This is a genomic window from Leptospira montravelensis, assembly GCF_004770045.1.
Taxonomy (GTDB): Bacteria; Spirochaetota; Leptospiria; order Leptospirales; family Leptospiraceae; genus Leptospira_A; species Leptospira_A montravelensis.
In genome coordinates, this window is record NZ_RQFO01000017.1 from 115,360 (window position 1) to 140,817 (window position 25,458).

At 36.9% G+C, this 25,458-nt stretch carries 23 protein-coding genes; 9 read left to right on the forward strand and 14 right to left on the reverse strand.

Features of this window, described 5'->3' with window-relative positions; all coding sequences use genetic code 11:
• Positions 1-17: 17 nt before the first annotated feature.
• Complete coding sequence (locus EHQ31_RS14470) at positions 18-212, reverse strand: hypothetical protein (RefSeq protein WP_135571360.1); 195 nt, start codon at positions 210-212, stop codon at positions 18-20.
• 71 nt (positions 213-283) lie between these two features.
• Between EHQ31_RS14470 and EHQ31_RS14475 the strand changes: the two genes are divergently transcribed.
• The 3 genes from EHQ31_RS14475 to EHQ31_RS14485 all read left to right on the forward strand — a co-directional run bounded on the left by EHQ31_RS14475 (position 284) and on the right by EHQ31_RS14485 (position 4,674).
• Positions 284-1,888 (forward strand): NADP-dependent glyceraldehyde-3-phosphate dehydrogenase, encoded by a 1,605-nt coding sequence (locus tag EHQ31_RS14475; protein WP_135571362.1) that lies wholly within the window; start codon positions 284-286, stop codon positions 1,886-1,888.
• Between the two features lie 76 nt (positions 1,889-1,964).
• Entirely contained in the window at positions 1,965-3,278 is a 1,314-nt protein-coding gene (locus tag EHQ31_RS14480; RefSeq protein ID WP_135571364.1) for a DUF1554 domain-containing protein, read from the forward strand.
• 118 nt (positions 3,279-3,396) lie between these two features.
• Complete coding sequence (locus tag EHQ31_RS14485; protein WP_135571366.1) at positions 3,397-4,674, forward strand: esterase/lipase family protein; 1,278 nt, start codon at positions 3,397-3,399, stop codon at positions 4,672-4,674.
• Positions 4,675-4,684: 10 nt separating this feature from the next.
• On the opposite strand, the gene EHQ31_RS14490 is transcribed toward EHQ31_RS14485, so the two are convergent.
• Positions 4,685-5,626 carry a histone deacetylase family protein gene (locus tag EHQ31_RS14490; protein WP_135571368.1) on the reverse strand — a complete coding sequence of 314 codons (942 nt, stop codon included), beginning with the start codon at positions 5,624-5,626 and terminating at the stop codon, positions 4,685-4,687.
• A 98-nt stretch (positions 5,627-5,724) separates the two neighbouring features.
• On the reverse strand, positions 5,725-6,288 hold the full coding sequence (locus EHQ31_RS14495; RefSeq protein WP_135571370.1) for a hypothetical protein: 564 nt from the start codon (positions 6,286-6,288) through the stop codon (positions 5,725-5,727).
• 86 nt (positions 6,289-6,374) lie between these two features.
• On the opposite strand from EHQ31_RS14495, the gene EHQ31_RS14500 reads away from it, so the two are divergent.
• A complete protein-coding gene (locus tag EHQ31_RS14500) occupies positions 6,375-7,331 on the forward strand; it encodes a putative glycoside hydrolase (protein ID WP_135571372.1) in 957 nt (318 codons plus the stop codon).
• 40 nt (positions 7,332-7,371) lie between these two features.
• On the opposite strand, the gene EHQ31_RS14505 is transcribed toward EHQ31_RS14500, so the two are convergent.
• The 4 genes from EHQ31_RS14505 to EHQ31_RS14520 form a co-directional block, all read right to left on the reverse strand.
• Entirely contained in the window at positions 7,372-8,394 is a 1,023-nt protein-coding gene (locus EHQ31_RS14505; protein ID WP_135571374.1) for a lipase secretion chaperone, read from the reverse strand.
• 87 nt (positions 8,395-8,481) lie between these two features.
• Entirely contained in the window at positions 8,482-9,393 is a 912-nt protein-coding gene (locus EHQ31_RS14510) for an esterase/lipase family protein (RefSeq protein WP_135571376.1), read from the reverse strand.
• A gap of 156 nt (positions 9,394-9,549) precedes the next feature.
• A complete protein-coding gene (gene radA / locus EHQ31_RS14515) occupies positions 9,550-10,917 on the reverse strand; it encodes a DNA repair protein RadA (protein ID WP_135571378.1) in 1,368 nt (455 codons plus the stop codon).
• Positions 10,917-11,555: a ribonuclease D gene (locus EHQ31_RS14520; RefSeq protein ID WP_135571380.1), complete on the reverse strand. Its 639-nt coding sequence runs from the start codon at positions 11,553-11,555 to the stop codon at positions 10,917-10,919. The genes radA and EHQ31_RS14520 overlap by 1 nt, the downstream gene beginning before the upstream one ends.
• Before the next feature lie 54 nt (positions 11,556-11,609).
• On the opposite strand from EHQ31_RS14520, the gene EHQ31_RS14525 reads away from it, so the two are divergent.
• From EHQ31_RS14525 to EHQ31_RS14540, 4 genes are all read left to right on the forward strand, one after another.
• Positions 11,610-13,496, forward strand: coding sequence for a glycoside hydrolase family 36 protein (locus EHQ31_RS14525; protein WP_135571382.1), 1,887 nt, complete (start codon positions 11,610-11,612; stop codon positions 13,494-13,496).
• 69 nt (positions 13,497-13,565) lie between these two features.
• Positions 13,566-14,030 carry a putative lipoprotein gene (locus EHQ31_RS14530; protein WP_244247407.1) on the forward strand — a complete coding sequence of 155 codons (465 nt, stop codon included), beginning with the start codon at positions 13,566-13,568 and terminating at the stop codon, positions 14,028-14,030.
• A 350-nt stretch (positions 14,031-14,380) separates the two neighbouring features.
• Positions 14,381-15,868: a hypothetical protein gene (locus tag EHQ31_RS14535; RefSeq protein ID WP_244247408.1), complete on the forward strand. Its 1,488-nt coding sequence runs from the start codon at positions 14,381-14,383 to the stop codon at positions 15,866-15,868.
• Positions 15,865-17,487, forward strand: a complete 1,623-nt coding sequence (locus tag EHQ31_RS14540; RefSeq protein WP_135571386.1) for a dolichyl-phosphate-mannose--protein mannosyltransferase — start codon at positions 15,865-15,867, stop codon at positions 17,485-17,487. Before EHQ31_RS14535 ends, EHQ31_RS14540 begins: the two co-directional genes overlap by 4 nt.
• Here the strand turns inward: EHQ31_RS14540 and EHQ31_RS14545 are convergent.
• From EHQ31_RS14545 to EHQ31_RS14555, 3 genes are read right to left on the reverse strand one after another with little or no spacing between them, the layout of a single operon-like run.
• Positions 17,444-18,556, reverse strand: coding sequence for a SpoIIE family protein phosphatase (locus tag EHQ31_RS14545; protein ID WP_135571388.1), 1,113 nt, complete (start codon positions 18,554-18,556; stop codon positions 17,444-17,446). The two genes, EHQ31_RS14540 and EHQ31_RS14545, sit on opposite strands and share 44 nt — an antisense overlap.
• Positions 18,557-18,583: 27 nt before the next feature.
• A complete protein-coding gene (locus tag EHQ31_RS14550) occupies positions 18,584-19,399 on the reverse strand; it encodes a hypothetical protein (protein ID WP_135571390.1) in 816 nt (271 codons plus the stop codon).
• Positions 19,399-20,298, reverse strand: a complete 900-nt coding sequence (locus EHQ31_RS14555) for a histone deacetylase family protein (protein WP_135573954.1) — start codon at positions 20,296-20,298, stop codon at positions 19,399-19,401. The genes EHQ31_RS14550 and EHQ31_RS14555 overlap by 1 nt, the downstream gene beginning before the upstream one ends.
• A gap of 91 nt (positions 20,299-20,389) precedes the next feature.
• On the opposite strand from EHQ31_RS14555, the gene pyk reads away from it, so the two are divergent.
• A complete protein-coding gene (gene pyk / locus EHQ31_RS14560; protein WP_135571392.1) occupies positions 20,390-21,826 on the forward strand; it encodes a pyruvate kinase in 1,437 nt (478 codons plus the stop codon).
• Here the strand turns inward: pyk and EHQ31_RS14565 are convergent.
• The 4 genes from EHQ31_RS14565 to EHQ31_RS14580 all read right to left on the reverse strand — a co-directional run bounded on the left by EHQ31_RS14565 (position 21,819) and on the right by EHQ31_RS14580 (position 25,455).
• Positions 21,819-23,081: an aminoacetone oxidase family FAD-binding enzyme gene (locus EHQ31_RS14565; protein WP_135571394.1), complete on the reverse strand. Its 1,263-nt coding sequence runs from the start codon at positions 23,079-23,081 to the stop codon at positions 21,819-21,821. The genes pyk and EHQ31_RS14565 overlap by 8 nt on opposite strands.
• Positions 23,082-23,084: 3 nt before the next feature.
• Positions 23,085-23,507, reverse strand: coding sequence for a VOC family protein (locus tag EHQ31_RS14570; RefSeq protein ID WP_135571410.1), 423 nt, complete (start codon positions 23,505-23,507; stop codon positions 23,085-23,087).
• Between the two features lie 9 nt (positions 23,508-23,516).
• Entirely contained in the window at positions 23,517-24,701 is a 1,185-nt protein-coding gene (locus EHQ31_RS14575; protein WP_135571412.1) for a sterol desaturase family protein, read from the reverse strand.
• A 142-nt stretch (positions 24,702-24,843) separates the two neighbouring features.
• Positions 24,844-25,455 carry an ABC-type transport auxiliary lipoprotein, LBF_0736 family gene (locus EHQ31_RS14580; protein WP_135571413.1) on the reverse strand — a complete coding sequence of 204 codons (612 nt, stop codon included), beginning with the start codon at positions 25,453-25,455 and terminating at the stop codon, positions 24,844-24,846.
• Between the last annotated feature and the right edge of the window lie 3 nt (positions 25,456-25,458).

Below are 25,458 nucleotides of genomic sequence, written 5' to 3' on the forward strand. Positions count from 1 at the left end.
AAAACGATTTTTCAGCCTCATCCGGTCGCTCGTTTGGCGTATTCCTCCTTCCAAGCACTATGCCAGTGGTACCATTCTTCACGCACAGCACGGTACCGAACCAAATCACTACGAACTTCTAACATAAGTGATTCTAATTCTTCCACACGGCGGAAAAGTCGTAAGGTCAAAGCCTCCCACTCTTCCTGGTTTTGGTCCAGCCAAGGTTCCATAAAATTTATATCGGCTGATCTTTTCCGTAAAATGTTGCTTTTTTAGCCGGGTGGCCATTCGAATCTGGATCATGACCTTTGTTTTTCCTACTGAAGATTCCATTCCTCAAAAATACAAGATCCAACCCATCCACCAAAAAGAATACCTTCTGGGTGGAGAAATTCGGATTTGGGAGGGTGAATCACAAATTGTCAAATCACCAATCTTTTTAAACAAAAATGGGAAATTGGAACAAGTGGTTTTAGGATCCTATCCTAATTTTGATGAAAAACAAAGTTTATTAGCACTCGATGCAGCTGTCAAAGCCTTCGACCACGGAACAGGCGTTTGGCCCATTGCCACTTCTAAAGAAAGAATTGATGCCGTTCGAAAATTCATTACACTCATGAAGGGGAAAAGAGACCAAATCATTTTACTTCTTATGTGGGAGATTGGCAAAACAGAAAAGGATGCCACAAAAGAATTTGAAAGAACTATCGAATACCTAGAAGATACTATCGAATCTTTACAAGAACTGGAAACAACTTCCTCCAATTATATCAAAGAAGGAGGTCTGATTGCACAAATCAAACGTTCTCCTTATGGAGTGGTTCTTTGTATGGGACCATTTAATTACCCATTAAACGAAACTTTTTGTACACTGATTCCAGCCATCCTTATGGGAAATACAGTTGTTTTTAAACCAGCAAAGTATGGAGTGTTATTACTCCAACCGCTTCTTGAATGTTTTAAAGAAGCTTTTCCACCGGGTGTCATCAACACCGTATATGGTGATGGTGCCAAAGTCATTTCTCCGATTATGGAGTCAGGCAAAATTGATGTTTTTGCATTTATTGGTTCGAGTCATACAGCAAACCTCATCACCAAAAAACATCCCAAACTAAACCGCCTAAGATCCGTTTTAGGATTGAATGCAAAAAATCCAGTAATCGTTTTACCTGACACGGACTTAAAAACAATGGTTCCTGAAATTCTATCGGGATCCCTTGCTTATAATGGACAAAGATGTACGGCGCTCAAAATTCTTTTTGTTCACAAAGACATTTTAGATGAGTTTACTAAACTTTACTTAGAAGAGTTAGCCAAATGGAAAGCGGGAATGCCTTGGGAAGAAGCGGTGAATTTTACACCACTACCTGAAGAAGGAAAAACAAACTGGTTAAAAGAACTTTTGGATGATGCTTTGGCAAAAGGATCAAAAATTCTGAATCCTGGTGGAGGCGCAATCCATGAATCGTTTATGTTTCCAGCAGTCCTTTCGCCAGTTTCACCAAACGCACGTTTGTATCATGAAGAACAGTTTGGGCCACTGGTTCCCATTGTTCCCTTTTCGACGATCGAAGAACCTTTAGATTATATCTATGCATCCAATATGGGCCAACAAGCGAGTGTCTTTGGGAAAGATCCAAAAACCGTTGGCAAACTCATTGATATTCTAGTAAACCAAGTGGCTAGGGTGAATTGGAATGCACAGTGCCAAAGGGGTCCAGATTCCTTTCCTTTTTCTGGACGTAAAGATTCTGCCGATGGAACACTTTCCGTTTCCGATGCCCTTCGTGTTTTTTCCATTCGTACGGTTGTAAGTTTCAAAGACAATGAAATGGGACGTAATCTTCTAGGAGAAGTACTGAAAGAAAGATCTTCCAACTACCTAAGCCAAGAATTTCACTTGTAACCCCTTTTCTTTTTCCGATACTTGGGAAAGGTAAATCCCTAAATTGTTTTAGTGGATAAAGGGAGGTATACAAAACATGCGTTGGAATTTGTTAGTTACCTTCCTTTCCCTGGGTTGTTTTTTTTCCTGTAACCAGGTGAATCCTAGAGATGAGTTACTCTTTACACTCATCAGTGGACTGAATCCCATTGTTTCATCCTCCACTTCTGTTTCAGTTTCTTCCTCAGCAAAAATCAATGTATCCAGTACAAGTGTTTTACTCAAATATGGAACACCACAAAACTTTGGTATCTCACTTGTAAGACAACCAACCGCAAATGTTAACATCTCTCTCAGTTTTACTTCCTCTAAATTACAAGTAAACTCATCAAACTCTCCACTAACAAATGTTTTAACTTTTACATCGGGCGATTATAATGTTACCAAAACCGTTAGTTTATCATCAGCGACTCAAATATTAGATTCCTCATCTCTTACCATTACAGCAACCAGCGCCGACCCATTTTATAACACGAGCGGTGCAGTCTCCATCAGTCATCAGAATATCTACATGGCCTATACAGGGAATTCGTTTATATTTCAGAATGCTGTGGCGGTACCAACTCTCACTCCTTCTATCACCTTTGTGATTACCAATTGTACGGTGACTCCTGCTCTTCCCACTGGACTAAATTTAAATGCAAGCAATTGTGTGATTTCAGGAACTCCTACGAGTGGTACACTACCGGCAACCTCTTATGCAGTGACTGCCACAAACGGTTCTGATTCCGACACTCATAACATATCGATCCAAATAGAACCAACAGTTTATAAAGTGTTTATTACAGCAGCGACATTTAATGGAGACTTAAAAGGAGCCGCTGCTGATGGTCCAGCAGGTGCCGACTTAAAATGCAATGCGGACACAAACAAACCATCAACGGGAACTTATAAAGCAATGTTAACGACAGACGGTGGAGATCGAGTCGCCTGTACTTCTGACAATTGTAGTGGCGGCATTGGAGAAAATACATTTTGGGTTTACCAATCTGGAAGAATTTATGTTCGTGCGAGTGATTCCGCAAATTTATTCAGTCCTAATTCTGCAGGAATTTTACCAGCAGATGGTTCTGGCAATTTTACAACCAATCCTTACTATCTAAACCATTCCTTTGATTCAGGAACTACCAATAAGGAATTTTGGACTGGATTTGCCCTAACTAATTATTGGCAAACGGCAACGCAAGAACCTGAAAATACATGCAACAATTGGACAATCAATGTAGGTCCGTCACCAACTAGCGATGGTGGGAGGGTCGGTGCCTCCAATAGTACAAATTATTCAGCCTTCCGAAACGGCAGTGGAAGAAGCTGCGCCTCCTCATACTACCTCCTTTGTGTTGAACAATAAAACTTCCTCATTTCGATCGATTCTTTTTCGAAATTGAGTTTAAGTCACCCAGTTCAAAAAGATAGTACCAAACTTTTTTCACTCGCTTTCCCATAGATCTGAGTTACAATCTTTCTCCGTGATCCAAATCATCATCAATTCCCTTGCTGGAAAAACAGTATCCCTCACCCAAAAAACCACTGATGCCTTACTCAAAGGAGTTCAGTTCTTAGTGAAAGGAAGCCTAACGAATGCAGGCGGAGGTTTAGATTTACTATCCAATGCTTTTTTCTATAAACCGGAATGGAGAGAGGCCTTACAAAAAGCTGGTGTTCAAGTAAAGGAAACGGGTCACAAATCAAACGAAAGTTTACAGAAGACAATCGAACAGACAAACCAAGCCTTTGACAAAGCACTCTTTAAAGTAGAACTCACGGCCAAAAAAAGTGATGATATGGTTTTTGATAACAGAATGGTCTCAAGTATACTCGGAAGTTCTCATGATCAAAAATTCAAACTCACAAAGATAGATATGAGCTTTCGAACTATCGGAAAAGACATCACAGCAAAAGAAACAATTACAGAATATAAAAATTCCAACCAAACAAAATCCGTTCTTTTTCTTCCTGGATTGTTTACAGATGAAACAGTTTGGCAGGAACAAATCATAGAATACAAAGACAGAAAAATAACTTCCCCTGGCCTTGCTACAGAATTACAAGAACAAGGGTACTACCCATTTTATTTGAGATACAATCATGGACTCCCCATTCATGAAAATGGTAAAAAACTGATGCATCTTTTAGATGTTTTTTTTAATGAAGATCCAAACATTAAACCAGATATCATTTGTTATAGTTTGGGATGTTTAATCTTTCGTTCTTGTTTGTATCATGCAAAATTAGAAAATAAAGAATGGCTCAATCGATTTGGGAAAATTATCCTCATTGCAGCACCTAACAAAGGTTCGTATTTGGAAAAAATAGGATTTTGGCTTGGTTTTTTATTTGAAAAAAGTCCCAATGTTGCTCTTAAAATCATTGGGATGATTGGGAATCTTCGTAGCGATGCCATAAAAGATCTATCCTTCGGACTCATTCGCAAAGAGGAAAAAGGATGGATGGAAACCATTTCCGGTTACTTTGGAGAAACCTATTTTGGTGAATTAGATGAGATGGATGTTTACCAAGCTTACGCACTTATGGAAGGAGTAGAAAATCCACTACAAAACTTTTTAGGTGATGGAATTGTGGAGAAAAAAAGTCTCACCTATTTAACTGATAAGGTATTTACCAAAAAACCAAATCCCTCTTTAAGAACCTTAGAGCTAATCAAACAAAATCATTTTTCTATCATTAGCGCGAGACCACTCATCCATTGGGTAAAGGAAGTTTTTGGAGTCACACCGAAACTTTGAGTTTATGATATTAAGAGGTCAAGGTTTCCAAATGTAATTTCACTGATTCGGCAAGTGCCTTAAAATCATAGCCACCTTCCAAAAAGGAAATGATTCTACCGTGTGCATAAGTATCTGCGATTTTTTGGATTTCTCTAGTAAAAGTTTCAAAGGCTGAGGTAGGTAAATTCATTCCACCCAAGGGATCGTTTGTATGAGCATCAAATCCCGCAGATACCAAAACAAACTCTGGTTGGAATTTTTCCATTTCTCTATGAATTGAAGGAAAACTGGATAGATATTCAAATTCACTGGCGCCCCTTGCCAATGGAATATTTAAAGTGGTTCCAAACCCTTTCCCTCTTCCTCGTTCTGCCAAAGATCCTGTTCCCGGATAAAAAGGAAACTGATGGAGAGAAATAAAATATACAGAATCATCTTCGTAAAACTGGTGTTGGGTGCCGTTTCCATGATGGACATCCCAATCTAAAATCAATATCCGTTTGATTCCTTTGGACTGAAGGTATTTTGCAGTCACTGCAATATTATTAAAAATACAAAATCCCATAGCGTGATCCGATTCCGCGTGATGGCCAGGTGGACGAACGAGGGCCATTCCATTTTTCAAATTTCCGAGTAGTATTTCATCCGCTAAATACAGTCCAGCACCGACAGCCAAACTAGCTGCAGAAAAAGAATTGGGAGAAAAAACAGTATCTCCGTCCAAATATCCAGAGCCTTTTTCTTCGCAATACCTTCCCACCAAACGAATGTAATTTGGATCATGAATCGAGGAAATGATCGATAGTGGCGCCTCCTTAAAATCTTTTTTCAAAAGAAAATTTTTAGAAGGCAAATCTGAAAGATGGTCTAAAATGGACTCCAATCTTCCATGAGTTTCGGGATGCCCTGCGCCTGTATTGTGTTTTAAAAATGTTTCATGGAAAGTAATTCCGGTTTTTAATGATTCCACTTATCCCTCAACAATTTGTAAATTCGATTCCGTTTTATATTTTTTAAATTCCAATCATGAGTTATAAACAATTCATTGGCTAAGGAATTTAGGAAGTATTATTGAAATAACATAAACCTTTCAATAAACACAATCATCTCCACAATTTCAGCAATGATACGATCAATTTGTTTTGTAATTTGAATTTTTTCTTCTGGAGAAATGACTTTGTCCATTCCCGCATTCCCATAAATTGCATAGAATGTTTTGATATCAGCAGAAAAGGATGTGTTAAACCATTCTTTAAAGGTTCTTTGTTTCATTTTGTATTCGGGTTTAATGGAACCTGAAAGTTCCCAGACAGATCCTTCGGTGAACCTAAGTCTAAGTTCGAACAAACCTCGATCCTTTCGGATATAGGTTTCTTCATCGACAGGTGAAAAATCAATTTTACGTAACATCACAAGAACTAATAAAATATTTTCTAAATACTCAATGAGGTTCTTTTTTTCCGAACCACTAATTTTAGAATCATCACCTAAATGTTGTAAGTATGATTCCCCCATTCCTTGAAAGAGGCGTGAAACTTCCACCATGCGGTCTTTAAAATTTTTTGGATCCGATAATTCCTCAGGGAACCGTCCGTATGATTTCAGATTGAAGTCATTGGAAATTTCTAACATGCCCAAATTTTCTAGTCCCAGGCTAATTTCGTCAATCGATTCGATTTGAATTTTCCGAACCAAATGAAATTCTTGTCAATACCACCATGAAACAATACATTTCACTGCTCATCTTACTATTTTTTATATCCTGCCAGTCAGCATCCAAAACTGAAAGACGACAGAATTCAGATTCCTCAGGTATCAGTCCTGATTTTATTGAAGGACTTTACATCAATACCAAAACCATCCGTGATAAAAAACGGTGGAGCCAAATATTCCAAGGAATGAAAGAAGCTGGTATGAACACTGCAGTTGTGGATATGCAACCCTATCCACCTACTCCAGAACAAGTCGCAGAAGCAAAAGCACTTGGATTTTATATGGTAGCTCGAGTGGTTAACTTTGAAGGTGGTTTAATTGAAAAATCTCCCAACGCAAACCTAATGGCTTCGATCCAGAAGTCGATTCGCAAAGCTTGTGAATTGGGTTTCCCCGAAATCCAACTGGATTATATTCGATACGCTGACGGCGGAACCAACTTCAGTATGAGTTATGAAAAACGATATGAATCTATTCTTGGAATCATCAAAGAACATAAAGAAAAAACCAAAGATAGTTGTTCTAAAGATACACGTTGGACCGCCGATGTATTTGGACGTGTACCTTTTATAGAAAACGATGTGATTGGCCAAAAGGTAGAACCCTTCAGTGAAGAACTGAATGGACTTTATCCCATGTTATACCCATCCCATTTTTATGGTTTAACCAAAAGGGTAGCAGACCCTTATGGAACTATCAAAGACGGACTCGATCTCACAGTCAAACGTGCCAAACAAGGAACCAAGGCCATCGCGTGGGTACAAGGATTCAATATGATGGTTGGTCCAAGTAAATTAAGTTATACCGACTATATCAAGGTGCAAATGCAAGGTGCAAAAGATTCACTAGGTCATGGATTTATTGTTTGGAACGCAGGAAATGATTACTTTGAAACAATGAAAGCTTATGAAAAATACAAGTCGGAGCCAACTCCAAACAACCAACAAATCACCAAAAACTAAAAATCAACTTTTAGGTTTTGGTGCCATTGAAAGCGGGATTTTACTTTCCCGCTTCCTCAATATTTTTACGCCTGATATAAGCATCCGCTTCTTCTTCCGAACCAAGAAATTGAATCCTTAATTCTTTTAGTTTCTTTTCTTTTTCGCTAGCAGAAAGATTTGGATTCTCTTTTAAAAATTCTTTTTCTTTAGATTCATACTTTGCGATGGATTCAAAAAATTTTGTTTCTTTGGCTCTTTCCTCTGACAAACTTGCAGCACGTTCCTTTCCAAAGTATTTGGTTTCAATTTTGTTCAGATATTTTTCTTTTTCTTTGGGATCGGTAATGGCACTGAGCTCTTTATCTCGAAGACTCATTTCCAACTGATAATGGTCATATTTATCTTCTCTGGAAACTAAGGAATCGTAATAGGCACCATAGGTTTTTCGTTTTAAATCTTCATATTGTTTTACTCGTTGTTCTGCAGGAAGGTTTGCCGATTGTTTGATAAAGTTTTGTGTACCTTCTAAAAAAGAAACTTGAGATTCTTCCATTCCAAATACTAAATCTGCTTTATCACCAAGCACATCTCTACGTTTGGATTTGATTTTTTCATACAATTCCACAAACGATAAATCCGTTGGTTGTTCCCACTTTCTATATTCTTCTTCATACCGAAAGTAAGAAGAAAAGAGATCTTTTACTTTTTCTTTATCAGGTGACTCATATTCCGAATCAATATAAGCAAGGATGGTCGCATTACATTGGTCTGGAGTGTATTCAGGTTTACATTTACGACGTAAGGCCCAAACCTCCCAGACAAAGTTGACTTTACCTGTTCTCAAATCTTCTAATAACTCTAAATAAGGTTTGGTTCGGTCCTCTTTAAAAGGTGAAATTGCCTCGTCCCAAAATCCTTCCCCTGTTCCCAGAGGTGAAATTCGATCCATAGCCATTTGTTCTTCTGGAGTGAATGATTGTTTGGAAGAGTTTGTGTTTTCGTCTTTTTTTAAAAAATAAAGTAAACCCAAAAAAAATATAAGGAAGATAACTACTATGATAATAATTTTTTTAAAATCCATTCTGACTGTGTTAGAACCTAATGAGGAGTTTTGAAATTGATTCGAAATAAAAAAGCCGGACTTGGTATCCGGCTTTTGATTATGGTTTTATAAACCAGCTTTTGCGTTCTTTGCGATGTTTAGATAATAACCTTGCACATCAAAATAGTTTTGTCCACTCCAAGCCAAATTGGTTGCTTGTAAATGGTCAATACCAGTTGCAAACCAATAAGAAGACGGAGTTCCTTTCCATGCACCCCATTTTTGGGAATTCAATGGAACCACGCCATCATTACCACCACCTAAACCATAATACAATCCGCCTGCCCAAGTAATTGGGTGTGTGAGTGCCATAATAGGGTGTTGGATGAGGTCGGCCCAAGCCATTTCACTTCCATAAGAGTAGTACTTGATTCCCGATTTGTTAGGAGAATTTGTATTAAAAGTCTTCACATAACTTACAGTAAGCGATTTTCCCATTGCAATTACATCTTGTGGGCGTCCATCACGGTAAACTAGTTTTGCAAGTAAACTTAGTGCCGAATTTGCGAAAGGTTGTAACCAACCTGGGATGGCAGCAAGAACGATATCAGCCATAGGAGCCCCTTGGTGGAGGGAATTGATAGTTGTAACTGTTTGTGTTTTTCCGTTAAATCCGAGATTGGAAACCATATAACGAATGACAAGTCCCCCTTGGCTATGGCCCATCAAATGCACCTTAGAACAACCGTTTGCTGTCATCCATGTAGATACTGCCGATTGGATTTGGCTTGCACGAGTAGGAATAGAATTTGTAGCAGAACTTCCTGGCGTTGTTACTTTTGCTCCTTGGCTACGAAGGTAACCATCGAGTCCTCCCCAATACTTTACGAGTCCACCGGCAAGACCTTGGGTGTCGTCAAAACCAAGGATTCCATGAACCAGTGCGATACACTGACCATCTAATGGACCGGCAAACAGACCGGAGGTGGGGACGGAGAGGAGGGTTGCGAAAACCCCAATCATAATTTTCTTTTTCATATTTCACCTGAACTTTCTTTGTTTTTTACAATAGAAGCCCAGAAGAATGACATCAGTCAATTACTTATGGCAAAATCAGGTCAAATGTTTCAGAACAATGTTCCTAGCTAACGCTGTCTGTTAATGGATTACGAAGGACCAACTGTAGGCTTAACCCTAAAAACCTAACTCTTGTAAGTGTTTAACGGGAGTAAGTTCTAAAGAAGGAAAAAGACCATCCACTTCTTTAAAATTTCCCTGTGGGATATAGACCTTAGAAATTCCGATACCAGCCAGTTCTTTGAGTCGCAGACTAACCTGGCCGACACTCCTTACTTCTCCCGAAAGTCCCACTTCTCCAAGAAATCCCATTTCTCTGGAAACTGGTTTGTCTTTAAAAGAAGATGCAATGGAGGCAGCAATCGCTAAGTCAAGACTTGGTTCATCAATGCTAAGTCCACCTGCGAGATTACTAAAAATATCAGACTCGGATAATGGGAATCCCAAATATTTTTCAAGAACCGCTGAGAGTAAAATCACACGACGGTTGTCAAGGCCCTCAGCCATTCGCCTGGCTTGTCCATAAGAAGATTTGGTTACTAACGCCTGTACTTCGACACTAATTGCACGAGATCCTTCCATCACAGAAGATAAAACGCTACCTGACCTTTCTTCTGACTCGGGGGAAATGAACAAACGATGACGGTCGAGTACTTGTTTGAGTCCACCCGATACCATTTCAAAAATGGCAGTATCCCCAACCGCACCAAATCTGTTTTTGACAGCACGAAGGATGCGGTAATAGTTAAACCGGTCCCCTTCAAAATACAAAACCGTATCTACCAAATGTTCTAAAACCTTAGGGCCAGCAATTTGACCCTCTTTGGTAATATGACCAATCAGAAAAATAGGAACTGACGTACGTTTGGCGGTTTCTAAAAAGATTTGTGAAGACTCTCTCAGTTGAGTGATGGTACCTGCTTGGTTCACTAAACTTTCTTTGAGAATGGTTTGGATGGAATCAATAAAAACTACTTTAGGATGTAAATCAGAAATCATTTGTGAAATATTTTCTGCATACACTTCTGAAGATAAGAGAATATTTTCTGAGGTAACTCCCATTCGTTTGGCGCGTAGGCCAATTTGTGAAGCAGACTCTTCACCAGAAATATATAAAACCTTTCCTTCCTCTGCAATGTTTTTGGCTATTTCGAGAACGAGAGTGGATTTACCAACCCCCGGCTCACCACCAACTAACACCAAACTACCAGGAACAATACCACCACCAAGCACCAAATCCAATTCGCTAAAACCTGTGTGAGTGCGGGTATGGACATCGCTTACCACAGAACCTATCGATTTAGGATCGGTGTATTTTCTGTCCTTCGGTTTCCCTGAAACGGGAGAATCAAATCTTCCCGAAGAAGTATTGGTCACTTCTTCAATTTGGTTCCATTCTCCGCACGTTGGACATTTCCCAGCCCAACGAACAAAACTTTCCCCGCAGGATTTACATTGGTATTGGGGAAGTTGTTTTTTAGCCATCAGTGTTCAAAAAGATTGGGTACTTCTAAAAGATCGAGTTCTACTTGTGTTTCTAAAAAAGCAAAACAACGTTCGGCTAAAGCAAATCTATTTTCACGAATCATCATCTCAGTGAGAATAGACTCAAGTGCGATTAAAAATCGAACATCTGTGGAAGCATAATCTACTTGGTCTTTGGTGAGAATTTTTTTCCCCCAATCAGAACTCTGATTTTTTTTATCGATGTTTTCTTCAAAAAATTCACGGATTAGTTCTTTTAACCCATGTTTGTCGGTATAAGTTCTTGCAAGTTTACTACCAATTTTTGTACAAAAAACATTTTGGACTTTGATACCGAGCCTAGCCCGAAGGAAGGTCATATCCATTCTTGCAAAATGAAAAATCTTTGTGATATCTTTAGATTCAAATAATTTTTGGATGTAGGGAGCTTCGGTTTGCCCAGGAAGAATTTGAACGAGTGCGACTTTATTTTTGGAATCGGAAATTTGTACGACACAGAGTCTGTCCCGTCTGGGATTGAGCCCCATCATTTCACAATCCACAGCCAACCTGTCATCCTTTTTGAAGGCATCAAAGAAATCTTCGTTCAGATCTCCTTGGAGGACGACTGGTTTTATAGTTGAACGTTTTTGGGTCATAATGGCTTACTATGGAAACCACCCTATCAAAATCATCAAATAGATTTTTCCAAGATGAAAATTCAATACAGAGTTCATAATTCCGTCACTATTTCGAACTTCCTTCCCGTTAAGGCAGGGGTTTACCAATCCGAATGTAAAAAATTCGAGCTTTTACTTACATCCACAACTGACACTAAAACTGGCACCATCCTCAGTCCCAAACTCATTTGGCGAGAGTCGACAAGACCCGAAGTGGGATTTTCAGTAGATTACTTAGAATTAGAATTATCAATTCTGCCAGAAGGCGGAGGATATTCCTTATTCCAACATGGATACCAATCCTGGTCGATCTCAAGAAAAGTCGAAAATACATCGATTGACAGGCCGCCTTTTTTATCCTTTTTGCAATACTCCCAAGAGAATATTTATTCAAAACATGAATCAAAAGTTGGGAAGTTCATTTCGGAATACCTCACTCTTGTTTATAATAAAGAAAATGGAAATGGAGTTTTATATGCTCCTATTGAACAGGGAGAATTTGGAACCAAGTTTGAAGTAGTTTTTGGAGAATCAGCTAATATAACTTCAGTTAAAGCCATTTATGATATCCACTGTTTGCCTGACCTTCGTCCAAATGCAAAGCTAAGTATTGCTAAAATCAAAGTTCTTCCTTTCAAAGGAAACCCAGAAGGAAAACTTGCCAAATACTTTGAAGAGTTAGGAAATAAAGAAGGTCCAGGAAATTTACCAAAAAAAGTACCTACAGGCTGGTGTTCTTGGTATTATTATTATACAAAAATTGATCAAAAAACAATTTTAGACAACCTGACAAAAGTTAGAGAACTAAATCTTCCTTTTGAATTTTTCCAAATTGATGATGGATACCAAAGAGAAATTGGAGACTGGCTAATACCCAACGAAAAGTTTCCAGGAGGGATGAGAATCCTTGCTGATGAAATCAAACGTGTGGGTTTAAAACCAGGGATCTGGCTTGCCCCTTTCCTTGTTCGAAAAAAATCAGAATTCTTTCGTAAGTACCCAGAGGCCATCCTCAAAGATCAAAACGGAAAACCAGTTCCTGCTATTTACCAACCACTTTGGGGAAAAGGTTATACATATGCTTTAGACATCACTCATCCCACAGCTTTAGCCTATATAGAAAAAGTTTTTACAACTCTTGTCAAAGAATGGGGATACCCTTATTTAAAATTGGATTTTCTTTATGCAGGTCTACTTCCTGGAGATGTATATAACAAAAGTTTGTCGCCACAAGCACGTTACAGGAATGCCTTGGAACTCATTCGTAAAGTAGTTGGAAAAAACACATTTTTACTTGGATGTGGCGCACCAATGTTACCTTCAGTCGGAATTTTTGACGGGATGCGTATCTCTTGTGATGTGGCACCATTTTGGTATCCCGAAAAACTTCGTGTATTCTTAAAAGATAGAGATGCACTCTGTACAAGAACTGCCCTCATCAACGACATAACACGTTCGTCCATGCATAGACATCTTTGGCTAAATGATCCAGATTGTTTGTTAGTTCGCAAAAAAAGAAACAAAATGAACGAAGCCCAAACAAAACTAATGGCCTCCGTCATGGCAGTGTCAGGTGGGATGTTACTAGTTTCAGATGACCTCACTAAATTGGAAATGGACCGATTGGATCTTTTGAAAAAAGCCTTCCAATTGAACCGGGAATGCCAAGGGTATACGCCGGTACCTATAGGAATTTTTGATGAAGAATTTCCGGTGGCAATGTACAATCCAGCCGGTTATTTGGGAATTTGGAATCCAACAGAAGAAGAACAAACAGTGCGTTTCACCATCCCGCTAGGTTTAAAATCAAAAGCACCATTTTTAGATTTTTGGACCGGAACAATGGTGGATCTTCGAATCGTAGATGGACATTTTGAAACCACTCTTCCGGCATTTGGTTCAGTTGTAGTTGCGGTATAGTTGAGAAAATTAATTGACGGTTTCTAGTTTGGACCTAGAATCTTTGCAATTCGTCGTAAGAGGTTTTTTATGCGTTTGATTAAACATTTGAGTGTAGTATCTGTTTTAGCGGTACTTTTTTCATTTAACAACTGTTCTTTCCTGGATTCTGCTTCAGCCAGCTTGAGTCGCTTTGGTTTATCTATTTCAGATTCAACTTCTGCCCTTGTAAAATCTGTATCAAAGAGTATTTCATCCATCTCTGAAGGTGGTGACGAAAAAGCATTGAACGAATACAAAGAAGATGTTATCGCAAGTGTTGCTTTACAAATTCGTTATGAAAACCAAAAACAAGAACTAGAAAACCAACTTTCTCTTATCGCTAAATCACATGGTGTAGTAGCTTGGAGATCAAATAGTGCCACTTACATTGCTATTGGTCAGGGTTTAAAACAAGCGAACCTCACTCCATCAGAAATGAAAGCAGTTGTAGCAGATGTTGCGAAACAAAATGCGACTGTCGCAAAACTAATATTTAACGGGTACAACTTATAATTCAGATCATCTTTGGGCGGAACTTTACCGCCCTTTTCATATTTTTACTCATTCAACTTTTTGTATTTTTCCCCCAACATTTAATTTCAAAACCAAATTCTTACGGTTTTTTATATATCGATTCGAATTCTGGACAATCCAGTGGAGGCCACTCTGCCTTACGTTTTGGCGACCGAGTTTACCATTTACAATATTCCTTTGATGACAAAATTTTTCATATAGTTAGGGAACCTTGGGATGATTTTCGATTCCAATATGGAATCGTACAAAATAGAAATATAGAGTTTTACGAGTGGGAGCTTTCCGAAAAGGCAAAACAAGTATTACGTCAAAAATGGAATGAACTCTATTTGATCCAAGAAACACATATCCAAAACAGGAAAAAACTAGAGGAAGAATGGAAAGAACTAGAAGAAAAAAACAAACAAACTAATCTTAGTTTACCAATTGCGGGATTTGGTTATTTTACAAATCTGCCTGATCCCCATTCCCCCATTCCGAAACTGTTTTCCTTTACTCAAAAAGAAATAACGAAAATAAAACAAGATTCTTTATCTTTAAAAGAATCTCCGAACCAAAACCAACTAACGAATGATAATTTATCATTGCCAGATACAGAATCACCTTACCGACTAATCCATTCCATTCAAACTAAAAGAAACCTCATTCATGGTGCGGTAAAAAAACGATTTATACGAAGATTCCTAATAGATCCTGTACTTATCTATGAAAGTTCGTTTTTACAATTAAATGGTCCTGAATTCCAATTAAGCGAATCGGAAATAAAAATTTGGAAAAACCATCTAAGTCGATTGGTTCAGGATTTACGATCTTGTTTGATAAGTATAGAATGCAATGATTGGGAAGAAATGACGTTACTGATGCGAATTCTTTATATGGAAAAATCTATAACAGCTAAGACGGTCGTATTCCCTAAAAAAAATCTAAATGGATTTCGATATCTTCCTGTATTCGAGTTACCGGACTCAGTAATGAACACCAAACAGAAGGAATACGAGCAATTATTCAAACTTCAAAAAAAAACTTTTATTTCTGATTACGGCCCAATTCAATTTTTCAATTGGGAATCCTTTTTGGTTCGTTACCAAAGTTTTTTGGAGTCAGGTGTTGCCGAGGAAGGTATTGAATTTAATTGGGTAGGATATAATCCTTACCAAGAGAACTTAGAAAATCTGGAATTCTCAGATAAAGAGGAAACCAAAAACAAACAAAAGAATCTGGAAAATTACACAGAAGGAATCCAAAATCTTTATTCATATCACCTAACTTATCAAAATTGCACAACGGAACTGTTTCGTTATATGAACGAAATGTTTCCTAATGGTCGAATCGGAAATGAAACCTTTTGGGAACCATTATCAAGTAATGTCGTTAGTTTTAACTTTATACCATCAGTGGCAGCTTGGAAATTAGAATCGAATGCAGGTACGATACAAAATAAAATATTTTTATCCTATCGAAACCTAAAGAGAAAACAAATAGAAGGATTTGCAGAAAAACATTTCAAAGAGCGGTTTGTTCCAAGTTCTAAAATTTATAAATCAAACCCTATAGACCATCCGTTTTTATTTTTTACCGAAGAAACAGTTTGGAACCGTCCGGTCTTAGGATTAGCAAATGCAATTTATGGAGTTGGATATACTGGTATGGGAATGTTCACTGCTCCTTTTGATAAAGGTTATCGATTTTCCAAAGGTACAGAGACTGTATTTTATAGCCTTCCTGAACTTATGTTTTTTAATATCCGTAAAGGTCATTTTCCATTTATCTCTGCCGAAGAAATCCCAAAAGAATATTATATAAAAGAATCCTTATGAAAACAGCCATTTTTTACATCCCCTATCTTTTCGTATTACTGTCTCAATTTCTGACTACAAAACCTTGGTTTTTTCCAGGTGAAAAAAATGTTTATATATCCATATCTATTTTATTTATATTTCTACAATTCATCATATTTCATTTAAAATCAAATAAGAATAGTTACATCACAAAATGGAAAACCCATGTTCCCTCAAACTGGATCATCGCAATTTCATTTTTTATTGGTTTATTAATTTTTCCTATTCGAAATATGGATTGGGGTGATGGCTTGCTTCTATTAGAAACAAATCTTTTAGAAACAAAACTATTCGGATTTCAATTTACTTTGGATGAAATTTTAGAAACAGTTTTACATAGCCAACTTTCTAACACATTATCTAATCTCGGTTTTACAGATGATCCAAGAAATTCCTATACCTTTTTATCTCAATCAGCAGGGATTGGGATTATCTTTGGATTTCTATGGATGGCCAAAGAAAATTTTAAATCAAATTCCTTATCCATTCTCATTTTACTTTCCTCTGGTGGAATTTTACTCACGTTTGGTTATGCTGAAAACTATACTCTTGTAACAGCCTGCCATTTATTCTTATATATATTTATTTCAAAATATGTAAAAAATCCCCAAGACAGGGAAATATTGTTATATGGTGCGACTGTTCTTGTCGCCATTTCTATGTTATTCCATTTGGTTTCTGGATATTTAGTTTTACTTCTAGCCTATATATGGTTTGAACATTCTCCGAAAGAAAAAAAAATAAAACACTTATTACTTTGTGGCCTGATTGGTTTTAGTATTCTAATTCCTTGGTTTCTCTATTTTATCTATTTTCACGATCCAACAATAGACAAAAACAGCACTCATTTAATCCATCCACCTTTTTATCCAAAAAATAGATTGGTATCACTTAACCATATCAAAGAAATTATATCGGTTATATATTGGAATGCTTCGATTGCCTCTTTATTTTTACTGTATCAAATTTTCTTTTCTAAACATGCTTGGAAAAATTTTATCCAAAGGCCTGAGTCAAAGACTATGATAGTTGCCATCTTAGCTTTTTTCCTTCACGGTTTTTTTCATAACCCACAGTTAGGTTTTCCTGCGGATTGGGATCTTTTAGGTTTTTATTGGTTACCTATTACCTTTTTGGCTCACCAATTCTGGATTCAATCCAAAGAAAACGAAATTGAATGGATTCCTCCTTTTTTATTTGGAACATTGATTGTTGTCTTTTCTGCGATTACACTAAACAAAACGAATCCAGACAAAGAAATTCTTTGGGAAGTGACTAAAGGGACAATTCAAAGTTATGTGGCTGAAAATAAAAAGTATATAGATAGTTTACCTAAAGAAGATAAGAAGTTCTTTGCAAAAGGTGATTTTTTATTTTATAAAGGCGCAAATATCACAACACAATTATGCGATTTCCCCACTAAAAAAGAAATTATTAGAAAAATGGAATCACATAGAAAAGATTGGAAACTAGGTTTTGAAACTGGGAGTTTTTTATCTAAAGAAAAACTCGGTCAATTTTTGACCGAAGCCACAAAAACAAATATCGAATATATTAAATCTCTAGAAGCAAATAAGATATGTCATCCGAAGATTTAGAAGAAGTTTCTAAATATTGAATATAGTTTGTAATCTCAGTTTTCATACCTTCAACTCGGTTGTCACCACCAGGCAGTTGAATTAGAGTTTGCACCAAAGGATGGGTGCTGGAAGCGAGTAACCCATCTGAATACAAAAATAAAACATCACCCTTCTCAACCTGGATTTGATTTTCCGCGAATTCCATATCTTTCAGTATTCCTAAAATTTGCCCAGATTGGTCATGTAAAATCAATGGAGCACGTGTCTCTTTTTGAAATACAATTGGAAATGGATGACCACCCCTTGCATAAGTAATTTTTTTATTCTTATGATCCACAATGATACTTATGGCTGTCATACTGTGCGTTCCGATTTCGTTACAAAGTTCACGATTCAATCGAGAAAGTAATTCAGAAGGTGCGATAGTTGTTGTTCGTACCAATTCTCTATGAATTGTCGTCATAAGAATGGCGATGAGACCAGAAGTTACACCATGACCTTCGATATCACCCATCAAAATAAGAGTCCGGTCCCCATCCAATGGTAATACTTGGAAAAAATCACCTGATACAAAACTTACAGGTTTGATATCAGCAAATAGCTTGTGATCCAATTGAGGTAAGTTCATTGTTTTGGTTTGAATTTTTGCAGCTAACCTAAGGTCACGTTTAATGGATTCATCCATTGATTCTTTTTCTTTTAGAAAATTATAATATTCAAATGCACGTGAAATTGCAGCCTCAATAGATTTAGTATGAAAAGGTTTTAAAATAAAATCTGAGGCTCTATGGTAAAGTGAAGAAACTACCGTTTGTATGTCATGTTCCCCAGTCATCATTAAAACTTGAGTTTTTGAATCATTAGCTTTGATTTTCTGTAAGAGATCTAAACCAGAAGTCTGCGGCATATTCACGTCTAGAAAAACGATTGGATTTCGTTCCCCTTCGAAGTATTCCAATCCTTGCATTGGATTCGTGAAATATCGGACAAAATATCCCAACCCATTGATGATGAGTTCAAGAGTTTCGCAAATTTCCGTATCATCATCTATGATCAGAATTTCGGGTTTAAAAGAATATTGGGACATCTACTAGATTATCGGCTTTTGGTATGATTATTTTGAGACTAATGTGAATTTTAGTTTTTCTTTTACTTCCTCCACTTTTTTAAAATAGGCCTCATGAAATACTTTTTTCTCTAAATAAATATCTGTGCAGGATATCATTTCTCCATATTTCCATTCATAAGCTTCACCATTTTCATAACGAACTCTGTTCTGATGGATTTGAGAAGATAAATTTCTAAGGTTCGTACCTCTGAAATTTTTTACAAGAGCCCGAAAGGTTCCCTCTTTTTCAGGATCAATGAATCTGAATTTTCTAGAAAATAAAACAGCATCATGAAAATACTCGGGAACGTTGAATGCACCCGATGTACCTAATTTTTTAGATAAGTCCCGAATAAAATCTGTAAATTCATTTAGAACATTTAAACCAGGGTATTCTTGACCAAAGTATAATTCTTTTTTGATGTCACCTGGCTCAAAATTTATGTTTTGGGTGAGTAACCAATCAATATAAATCATTGGGAATTGTTCATCGTCACCTTTCAATTGAAATTGTGATACTTTTAAGCGAGTGTGAACTAAAATTTTTCTATTTTCTGATTTGATATATATTCGATTATCATAATCATTAAGGATTTCTAATTCAATGATAGAGTTATGGAAACCACGTTTTTCAACAGCTTTAATGAGACCAGCATTTACTAACATCTGTTCTACTTCATAATGAGTGAACCGATTAAATAATTTAGGTTCCATATTCAATGAAGTATTTAATTCTTTGGAGACATCCATCAAAGACAAATCATCCAAATCTAACCAATCAGACTGGTTTTTCTTTTTGTCTGTAGATGAAAAAATTCCCATTATTTTTCACCAAAGGCAGTGATGGTATTAAAATGGATTTCCACAGTGTCGCGAAAATCACGTGCATAACCACCAGCAAGAGTAACTACACAAGGTACATTCAACGACTCAGCAAATTTACGAACCATCAAATCACGTTCCTTCAAACCTTTCATGGAAACTTTCAATTCTCCAAGAGAATCATCTTCATAAGGATCAGCTCCGGCAACATAATAAATTATATTGGAGTCAAAATCTTTCCGAATTTGATTCAACGCTGTTTCTAACGTGGATAAATATTCATCATCTTTTGTGTTCGCTTCTAAGTTAATATCCAAGTTAGATACTTCTTTCTTGGGATAAAGATTTCCCTGATGCATCGAAAATGTGTAAACTTTGTCATCATATTGAAAAATATAGGAATTCCCATTCCCTTGGTGCAAATCTAAGTCAATGATGAGTGCATTTAAGTTTGGATTTGTTTCTTTCTGTTTACGTATAGCAATAGCTACATCATTTAGATAACAAAATCCTTCGGCTTTGTCAGGGAAACTGTGGTGGTAACCACCTCCCATATTAAAGGCAAACTGAAATTTCTTTGAAAGTTCTGCTGCCATCATCGTACCACCTACTCCATACATAAAACTTTCCACAATACTTCGATTAAGTGGAAGTTCGGAATACATAGTTCGCGAAGTATGTTCAAAGCCAAACAAATCGTCTAAGTATTCTTTTGTATGTACCAGTTCTAAATCTACATCTTCTGCTTTTTTAGGTAGCAAAATGTCCCAAGATGCATAGACCGGATCTCTTTTGACTCGGTTATATAAATGTGAATACTTGTGAGCCGGAAATACATGCCCCGGTAATTCGAGATTGTACGAAGAATGGTAGATGAGAGCGAGTGCATTGGATGCCATTAAATTGATATTTTTGTGAAAAATGACACAAGTCAATTCAAACCGTACAATTTACTTGCAGGAAAAAACAAAAAAGATAAGAATAGAGACTATGCCGGTAGACGAAAAAATCCCAAACAAACGCACCAAAATTATCTGTACCATTGGCCCTGCTTCCGCAAATCGCGAAACTATTTTAAGTCTGATTTATTCAGGAATGGATTTAGCAAGGATGAACTTCTCCCATTCTACTCATGATTATCATAAAGAAATATTTGAGTTATTACGGGAATGTGAACAGGAGTCCGGCAAGTCCATTGGCATTCTAGCCGATTTACAAGGCCCTAAGATAAGAACTGGAAAATTAGGCACTGGTCCCTTAGAACTCAAAACTGGCGACCAAATTGCCATAAACAATAAATCGGACTTTCTCGGTACAAAAGAGGAAATCGGCTGTACTTATCAGTACATTTTGAACGATATTGATGTTGGACACAAACTGCTAATTGACGATGGAAAACTTTCATTCGTTGTAAAATCGAAATCAAAAGAAAAAGCAATTTTGGAAACGGTCATCGGTGGTATCTTAAAAGATAACAAAGGGATTAATCTTCCAGGAACACCAATATCGGCACCAGCTCTTTCAGAGAAAGATATTGAAGACTTACAATTTGCTTTATCATTAGGAGTAGATTACATTGCTTTATCGTTTGTTAGACGGGCGAGTGATCTAGAGATGGCACGTCAGTTTATGAAAGATAGTTATGCAGGACTAATTGCAAAAATTGAACGACCTGAAGCCATTCAAAATATCGAAGAGATCATCGATAATTGTGACGGAATCATGATTGCACGCGGTGATTTGGGTGTGGAGTTAGACACACAGTATGTTCCTATCATTCAAAAAGAAATGATTACAAAACTGAACCAAAAGGGTAAACCAGTCATCACTGCCACACAAATGTTAGAAACAATGATCGATAACCCTCGTCCAACCAGGGCAGAGGCAAGTGACGTTGCCAATGCTGTAATGGATGGCACTGATGCAGTTATGTTATCCGGAGAAACTGCTTCTGGAAAATTTCCTATCGAAACAGTTAAAACTATGACAAGTATCATTCAAGCAGCGGAAGAATCTGAAATATATTTATCTCACTTGAGATATATGGATCGTTCTGAATTTGAAGTAGAACGAACGGCTCTTGGTAGTGCAGCAGAATCTATTTCTAGATCTATCAATGCAAAAGCTATCATCAACTTTACAAGATCTGGATATTCTTCCCTTCTCTCTTCAGAGTTTCGTCCTTTAAAACCAATTTACTCTTTCACCCCTTTTCTTGGTACTGCAAGGAAGATGCAATTGTATTGGGGTGTTGATTCCTATGTAATGCCTATGATGGATAAGTTTCCTGATATGATTGCCTTTATGAGTAAAACTCTAAAGTCAGAAGGAAAGTTAAAATCGGGTGATACTGTGGTAATTCTATCGGGAGCACCTGGATCAGTAGCACAGACTGTTGACTTTATACAAATCCATAAAATCAAGTAACGATTGTTTTATGAATGCCTCGGGCTGCGAGTGTTGCTGTAGTCCAGGCATTTTGAAAATTGAATCCCCCGGTAACCCCATCCACATCAATCACTTCACCAGTAAAAAATAGTCCTGGAGTTTGTTTACTTTCCATAGTTTGGAAATGAATGTCCTTTCTTGAAACTCCTCCGGCCGTTACAAATTCCTCTTTAAAGACTCCTTTTGCAACCATACGAAGTTTTGTCTGCGTAAGGGCAAGGCTCAGCGCCCTAATTTCAGATTTGGAAATATCGGAATAACGTTTGTTTGGTAGTAATTTAGTTTCTTTTAAAATCCATTCCCAAAATCTACTTGGAAGTTTCCACTCAGGATCTGGTATCAACTTTTCTCCTGGCGTTTTTTCTTTTTTTCTTAAATATATTTCTTCGATGTTTTGAGACTTTTCTCCACCGATCCAATTGACAGATAATTCTACTTTATAATCAGCTTCAAACAAAGTACGGGCTTCCCAAGCTGACAATCTCAGTGCACAAGGTCCACTTAGTCCCCAATGTGTGATTAACATTGGTCCTTTCTGAGGTTTGCCTTTTGGTAAAATTTTAATTTCAGAGTTTGGGATAACAAGACCTGTTAAATCTATAATATCTGTATTTTCAAGAGTCAGTGTAAAAAGAGAGGGAACGGGGGTTATGATTTTATGGCCTAACTTTTCGAGTATACTCCAAACTTTTCGATTGGATCCAGTAGCAATCACTACAATATCAAAATTTTCCTCAATACCACCTTCCCATAAAACTCTAAATTCATTGTTTCGGTTTGGATCTTGGTTTGTTGTATGATTCGAATAAATGCCAACTAAGCCTTGTTCAAAATGTATTGGAATTTTTTTCGATTTTAATTCCTCCAAAAAACATTGGATTATGGTTTCAGAACTATCAGTGGTTGGGAACATTCTTCCATCCGGTTCTGCTTTTAGTGTTACTCCTCTTTTTTTAAACCAATTGATTGTATCGTTAGGGCCAAAACTTTCAAATGCCCAACGTAGTTCTTTATTTCCTCTTGGATAACGCATCGAAAGTAGTTCTGGGTCAAAAAGATTATGGGTGACATTGCACCTTCCACCACCAGATATCTTCAGTTTAGAAAGAGGTTCTTTCGATTTTTCAAAGATTTGAATATCACATAACCCTTGTAATTCTTCGTAAATTTGTAGGGCGGCAAAACAGCCAGAGGCACCGGCGCCAATGATAGCAATTTTTGGTTTCTTTCGCAATTCCTACCACTCACCTGTATTAGGCATAGAGACCCACGGTTCCATAGGTGGGAGGGCTTTTCCTTTTTGAAGAAGTTCAATGGATATTTGGTCTGGCGACCTAACAAATGCCATACGGCCATCCCTAGGAGGACGATTGATGATAACTCCCATCTTTTGAATTCGTTCACAGGCTTCGTAAATATTATCTACTTCATAAGCCAAGTGTCCAAAATTTCTGCCGGTGGAATAAGGTTCTGTTTGTCCCCAGTTGTAAGTAAGTTCTACTTCTGGAGCATCCTCTTCGCCTGTAGACAAAAACACAAGTGTGAATTTTCCTTCTGGATGTTCATTCCTTCTCGAAACTTTCAGCCCAAGGATCTCTACAAAAAAATGGAGGGACCTTTCCAAATCCAAAACCCGAATCATGGTATGTAAATATTTCATCTGTTCTTACTATAAGAAAAAATACACCAAAAGCACAAGCCAAGAAAAATATTTTGGAATTTCAAAACGTGACCATTCTTTTTTTCCTTCCAAAAGCCTTCCTAATGAAACAAATGAAAAAACTAAAAGAAAGAATACTGAAGTAATTTCACCTAAAGAAAAATGGTGCATTCGTTTCAAAAAATACAAAGTCAAAATTGTCGGGATCAAAAAGGAAAATAAAAGATAAATTCGGTATATAAAATTTCCCGCCTTATTTCTGTATTGCGGAATTTTCACTTTCCTGTCTATCTCCCATTTGTTATGACTTAACCAGACTTTAGGGTCAGTCACTCCTCGGTCGACTGTAGATTGAAGATCATCCGGCCTTACAGAAGGATAAGAAAAAAAGGAACGAATCCCTTGCCATTTGTATTTTGTTTTCCACAAATCAGTAAATAAATCACGGAATACATGTATTTCGGCAGTGGCTGGGTCATAAGTTTGCAATTGTGAAACTAATCCATATCGAGGTTCCTTACTTTCTTCACAAAAAGTTCCGAACATGCGGTCCCAAAAAATGAACACTCCACCGTAATTTTTATCAATGTATTCTGGATTCATTGCATGGTGAACTCTATGATGGGAAGGAGTCACAAATAAAAACTCAAACCATGTAGGTAATTTTTTAATTGTACGTGTGTGAACCCAAAATTGGTAAGTTCGATTAAGTGCATCAATGATTAAATACGACTCCACAGGAAAACCTAACAACGATAAAGGTAAATAAAAAAGTCCTATACCAATATTACGAACAAAGGATTGCCTAAGTGCTACTGACAAATTAAATTCTTCACTAGAATGATGTACTACGTGTGAAGCCCACAAAACTTTAATTTCATGGCTGTAACGATGAGCCCAATAAAATAAAAAATCCAAAACAATAAACAAAACAATCCAATGGAAAGGTGAAGTTGGAGATAAATATATCTTCGAAAGGAATGTCACTCCCCAAGAGATTTGGTATAACTGTTTGTAAATAAAAACTAATCCTAATAGGATAAGGCCATCAAAAATACGGCTAAGGACTCCCAAACTGAGATCGGCCAAAGTATCTTCATAAAAATAATAATCCTGCTTTTTAAAACGAGTATAAAGCACCTCGGCCAACATAAGGAGAATGTAAATTGGTGCAATGGTTTCAATCAGTCTCATAGTGGATCCTTTAAGTTCCTATTATCTATACTGATCAAATTGAAAAAGCAACCTAGTTTCTTATGTTCCCACCTCGAGAAGATTTAAAAAAACAGACAATTTTGCAGAATTGTTTTTTAATAAACAATCCAGATCAGAAACTTTATTTTAATTGTTTGCTAAGATCAGAATTCAACTCATTAAAGGAATTCGTTAGTCCTAAATTCCAACCGAGTACTAAAGCTTCTGGCTCTTTTTTATCAATAGATTGGATTTGTTTGTAAGTTTTTCTAAATACTGGTGAAGAAATAAAATCTTTATCCTCATAAACTACAACTTCAAATTCAATCACTGCTTTCGGTTCTTTGGTTCGAAAATCACCATACAATTGAGTTAAATTTAATTCAATAAAATGAGTAATACTTAAACGAGTATGAACACTTGCATCCCATTCAAAATTTCCAGACTTCAAAAGAGAACGAACAAATTCTTCTTTGAAATTATGTGACGGTGGAATAAAAAAAGCATTATAAAAATCAGATTCATATACAGCGTTTTCTTTTCTATATACAAATTCTTTTCCTTCAAATTTTGGAGAAATAAAAACTTTGCGGACAATGAAAGTTCTTGGCTTTGGAACATTAAACAACTGATTAGTTTCAGTCGCCTCAATTAAATAAAATCTTTTTTCAGGAAATGTTTTACTGACCCCGAAACAATGAGTTAGGGAAAAAAGGATTCCAAAAAAAAGAAAAAACCGAATTATAACTTTCATTGT